This window comes from Spongiactinospora gelatinilytica, from assembly GCF_003236385.1.
GTDB lineage: Bacteria > Actinomycetota > Actinomycetes > Streptosporangiales > Streptosporangiaceae > Spongiactinospora > Spongiactinospora gelatinilytica.
The window spans coordinates 1-4655 of record NZ_POUA01000490.1 but is presented as its reverse complement, the minus strand read 5'-3'; the positions used below and the strand labels follow the sequence as shown (position 1 = coordinate 4655).

The following is a 4655-nucleotide window of genomic DNA, read 5'->3' as shown; positions in this document are numbered from 1 at the left end:
CAGCTTGGAGGTCATCGCCCGGGCCACCGCGTGCTCGAACGGCGTCTCGCCCTCGGCCGCCATGACGCCGCCGACGTTGTCGGCGCCGGTCGCCTCCAGCGTCTCGACCGCGACCTTGAGGTAGTCGGGCGGGAGCATGGCGTGGCCGTCGACCCGCGCGATGATCCCGTTGCGGGAGGCGGCGATGGCGGCGTTGAGCGCGTTGGGGGTGCGGCCGGTGGGGTTGGCCACGACGACCACCCGGGGGTCGGCCGCGGCGAGCGCGTCGGCGACCTGCTGGGTGCGATCGTGCGAGGGACCGATGGCCAGGACGACCTCGATCGGCCCGTCGTACGCCTGGGCGAGCACCTGCCGTACGGCCTCGCCAAGGTGGCGCTCTTCGTTCAGCACCGGCATGACGACGGAGACGGGAGGCCAGACCCGGGCCTTGGCGGGCTGCTGCGGAATCGCGTGGGCGCCGGTCGGTGACGCGCTCGGCGCGGGCGAGTCTGGGAACTGCTTCATGGCTGAGGTCACGCTACTGTACGAGCGGGTGGGGTCGGCAACCTCATCGACGACCTCATCGACCAGTCGAGTTCGGGAGGGGGTGGCGGATGCGCGACCCGGATGGTCCCGACGTGGGCGAAGACTCGGTGGTGCGCGTCGGTGGCGACGCCTACGGCGGCGTACGCCTCCCACCTTCGCGCACGCGAGGCCGCACCGCGCGCGGGGCTCGGGCGCGGCGGCGCAAGCTGCTGCTCAGCGGGGCCCTGTCGATGGTGGTGCTGGCCGGGTCGTGCGCGTCCTGGACACTGCCCAACTACGCGGCGGGCCGGATCGGCAAGGTCGACGCGGGCGTGGCGGGCTCGGAGTCGCGCGGCGCCCTGAACATCCTGGTCGTCGGCGTGGACAAACGCGACAACCTCACCCGGCGGCAACAGAACCTGCTCAAGCTCGGCCGGGAGTCCGGGCAGCGCACCGACACGATGATGCTGATCCATCTGTCGGAGGACCACAGCAAGATCACCGTGGTCAGCCTGCCCCGGGACACCTGGGTGACGATCCCCGGCAAGGGCACGCACAAGATCAACTCCGCCTACCAGTTCGGCGGGGCCAAGCTCGCGGTGAAGACCGTCCAGAACGTCACCGGCCTGACCATCAACCACTACGTCGAGGTCAACGTGCTCGGGTTCATCGACGTGGTGGACGCGCTCGGCGGCGTGTCGGTCTGCACCCCCGTGCCCATCAACGACCCCAACACCGCGCTCAGCCTCCGGCCCGGCACCTACGAGCTGGACGGCATCAAGGCCCTCGCCTACGCCCGCACGCGCGCCACCGCCCGCTCCGACCTCGACCGGATCGACCGCCAGCAGCAGGTCATCTCCGCGCTGCTGAACCAGGCGCTGAGCCGGGGCACGCTGACCGACCCCACGAAGCTCTCCGCGCTGATCGACAGCGCGCTCAGCGCGCTCACCGTGGACGACGCCCTGTCCGACGACCTGCTCGGGCTCGCCACCCAGCTCAAGGACGTCTCCACCGACGACGTGACCTTCGCCCAGGTGCCGCTGGCCGACCCCGACTACAAGACCCCGAGCGGCGAGAGCGCGGTGCTGTGGGACAAACAGCGCTCCCGCGACCTGTTCCGGCGGATCGCCGCCGACGAACAGCTCACCAAGCCGTCGCCGAAGCCGAGCGTCAAAGCCTCCGTGGGGGCCACCCCCTCGGCCAAGGCCACGCCGGGCCCGCAGGCCGTCACGATCGCGCCCGAGCGCATCGCGATCCGCGTGCTCAACGGCACCGGCGTCACGGGCCGGGGCGCGACGGTCCGGGCCGACCTGCTCAAGGCGGGCTTCCGGGTGCCCGAGCAGGCGGGCAACGCCGCGCGCACCGACTTCCAGAAGACCGTGATCCGGTACGGCCCGGGGCGCGCCGACTCCGCGCGCACGGTCGCCGCCGCGCTCAAGGGCGCCGAACTCCGCCGCGCCGACGAGCTGGGGGCCAGGATCGAGGTGGTCGTCGGGCGCCAGTACCCGGGGGCCGAGAAGGTCACCGTGAACGAGCGGGCGCCGGTGGCTCCCACTCCCAGTACGGGCCCCACGGCCGCTCCCACGGCGTCGCCCGCCGCCAAGACCGCGACCCAGAACATCTGCAAGAAGTGACCCGCCCGCGGGCCTGGGGTCCCCGGTCGGAAAAGCCGGTGACGCGGCGCGCGGTCACATGCGAAAGTGGCGCTGCACGAGTGTCCCGCCGTACGTCCCCACGGGAGCCCGCCGCCGCCATGCCCGCCGTTGCCCCGAGTGAGTCGCCCGGACGGACGTTCAGTGTGTGGGTGACCTCCGGTGCGGAGTTCCTGGGCACCGCCGGGCCGTTCGCGGTGGAGGTGCCGTGGTGGTCGGAGGTCGAGCCGGTGATCGCGTCCCTGCGGCGGGCGCTGGGCGTCGATGTGCTGGTGCTGCGTCTGCTGGGCGTGGAGGGCGGCGTGGGCGGCCGTGACGGGCACGTCACCTACCACGTCGAGGCGCTGGAGCGGCCCGCGTCCGGCCTGCTGTCACCGCCGCCGGTCTCGCCTTTCGCGTCGCCGTTCGCTCCTCATGAGCTGCGTTCGCCCTGGGCCCGGCTGGAGGGCGTGCGCGAGCTGTACGGCTGGGCGTCCGCCGCGCTGGCCGCCGCCGGCCGTACGGTGACCGGCCCGATCCGGCAGCGGCGCACCTGGAACCTCTCGGGGCTGTTCCGCCTGCCGACCGACCGGGGCACGGCCTGGCTCAAGGCCCTCCCGCCCTTCTCCGCCGACGAGGCCGCCGCCATCGCCGCGTTCGCCGGGGCGGACCCCGGTCTGGTGCCCACCGTGATCGCGGCCGGACCGGGCCGCATCCTGCTGGAGGACCTGCCCGGCGTGGACGGCTGGAACGCGCCCGGCGAGGCACTGGCGAGCGCGGTGACCCGCCTGGTCGCGGCCCAGGCCACGCTCGGCGGGTCCGCCGTGCCCGGGCTGCCCGAGCTGACCGGGCCGTCGCAGGACGAGCGGGTCCTCGCGCTGCTGGCCCGGCTCGGCGAGGTCGCCCCGCCCACCGGGCTCACCCGCGAGGAGTCGGCCGCCGCCCACCGGCTGCTCGGCCGCCGGTCACTGCTGGAGCGCTGCGGCCTGCCGGAGACCGTCGTACACGGCGACTTCCACCCGGGCAACTGGCGCGCCGACGGCGGCCCGCCCGTCGTGTACGACTTCGCCGACGCCCACATCGGCGACCCGGTGCTCGACGGGCTGCGGGTGCTGGCGTTCCTGCCGCGGGAGCGGCGTCCGGCGGCCGCCCGCGCGTGGATCGACGCCTGGCGGGCGCACGCCCCCGGCAGCGACCCGGCCGGGGCCCTGACGATCGCCGAGCCGCTTGCCCACCTGCACTACGCCGTGCGCTACCAGGAGTTCCTGGACGGCATCGAACCCTCCGAGCGGATCTACCACCTCGACGACCCCTCCACCGAGATCCGCGCCGCGCTGCGCGCCGGCTCGCTCTGAAGGGGCGTGCTCAGCCCCACAGCCGCCACGGCGTCCCGAGCGCCGAGGCCGCGTACTCCTGGCCCCTACCGGCCCGCCGCCCGGACGCTGGCTGCGGCCGAGCCCGCTCGCCGTACGACCCGCCCTGGTGGCCGCCTCCGTGCTGAGCCGACCGCCCGTCAACCCGCGGCGCGGCGCAGGATCTCCTGTTCGACCAGCGGGTCGGCCGGATGGTGGCTCAGGCACTGCGGCGCGCGGATCAGCGCCTCCGGGATGCCGTCGCTCGCGGCGTAGAACTGACCGGCCTCCAGCCGCCCGACCCGGTCGGCCTTGCCGCCGCGGGCCTGCGCCAGCTCTTTGACCACGGTGATCTGCGTGGGGCTGTTCATCCTGCCGATGAACTGCGTTGTCGCGTTCCCGGCGATCTGGTTGTGCAGCCCGCGCGGGGCCTGGGTGGCGAAGACCAGGCCCAGGCCGTACTTGCGGGCCTGCGACGCCAGCGTCAGGGTGCTGGCCAGCGCCTCGGTCTTGGGCGTCGCGGGGACGAGGGCCTGCGCCTCGTCCACGACGTACAGGCCGCCCAGCGGACGGCCGCGGGCCGGGTTGCGCTTGATCCAGGAGAACAGGGCCATCTGGAGGCGGCTGACGAATCCCGGCCTGGCGTCGTCGTTCAGGCCGATGAAGCTGATGACCGAGACGCGGGCCCTCTTCCCCTCGGACGGCGTGAGCAGCCGCGCGGGATCGGCCGCCTCGCCGGCGCCCGCGAAGAGCGGATCGGTGATCGTGGCGGCGGTGAGAAGCTGCCCCAGCTCGGCGGCGATCAGGTCGGCCCCGTGGATCTGGCTGGCCTCGAACGGCAGCTCCGACAGCATGCCGCGGAACGCGGCGAAGTCGCCGCCGCCCGAACGCGCGAAGTGCTCCAGCGCCTGACGCAGTACGGCCTCGCCCTTGCGCGCCCTGGCGCTCGTGCCGCTGACGCCCGCCTTGGGGGCGAGCGTTTCGACGGCGACCGCGAGGGCGGAGTCGAGTTCGTCACGGTCGTCGAGGACGGCGGAGAAGTCGGGCAGCGGCTGGAAGCTCAGCGGACGTCCCCGGGAACGTCCCGGGGTCCAGACGACGACCTCGGTCCCGGCGAAGTACCGAGCCGCCCGCTCCTCGTCTCCGGGGCCCCAACCGGGGGGCGGGG

Annotated in this window: 4 protein-coding genes; 2 read left to right on the top strand and 2 right to left on the bottom strand. The window is 73.9% G+C overall.

Annotated elements, in window-relative coordinates:
• Positions 1-504, bottom strand: a 504-nt coding sequence (locus C1I98_RS35475; protein ID WP_146607838.1) for a glycosyltransferase, incomplete at its 3' end; no start/stop codon positions are given.
• 89 nt (positions 505-593) lie between these two features.
• Between C1I98_RS35475 and C1I98_RS35470 the strand changes: the two genes are divergently transcribed.
• Together C1I98_RS35470 and C1I98_RS35465 are read left to right on the top strand one after the other, a co-directional pair.
• Complete coding sequence (locus tag C1I98_RS35470) at positions 594-2138, top strand: LCP family protein (protein ID WP_111171680.1); 1545 nt, start codon at positions 594-596, stop codon at positions 2136-2138.
• A gap of 170 nt (positions 2139-2308) precedes the next feature.
• The gene (locus C1I98_RS35465) at positions 2309-3490 is read left to right on the top strand and encodes an aminoglycoside phosphotransferase family protein (protein WP_111171681.1); all 1182 of its coding nucleotides are present in this window, start codon (positions 2309-2311) and stop codon (positions 3488-3490) included.
• Positions 3491-3648: 158 nt separating this feature from the next.
• Here C1I98_RS35465 and C1I98_RS35460 read toward each other — a convergent pair.
• Positions 3649-4655: ATP-binding protein (locus tag C1I98_RS35460; protein ID WP_146607837.1), on the bottom strand; the 1007-nt coding region annotated here is incomplete at its 5' end.

Excerpts from the sequence above, each read along its gene's own strand:
- C1I98_RS35470 (WP_111171680.1), top strand. The coding sequence starts at position 594 with ATGCGCGACCCGGATGGTCCCGACGTGGGCGAAGACTCGGTGGTGCGC.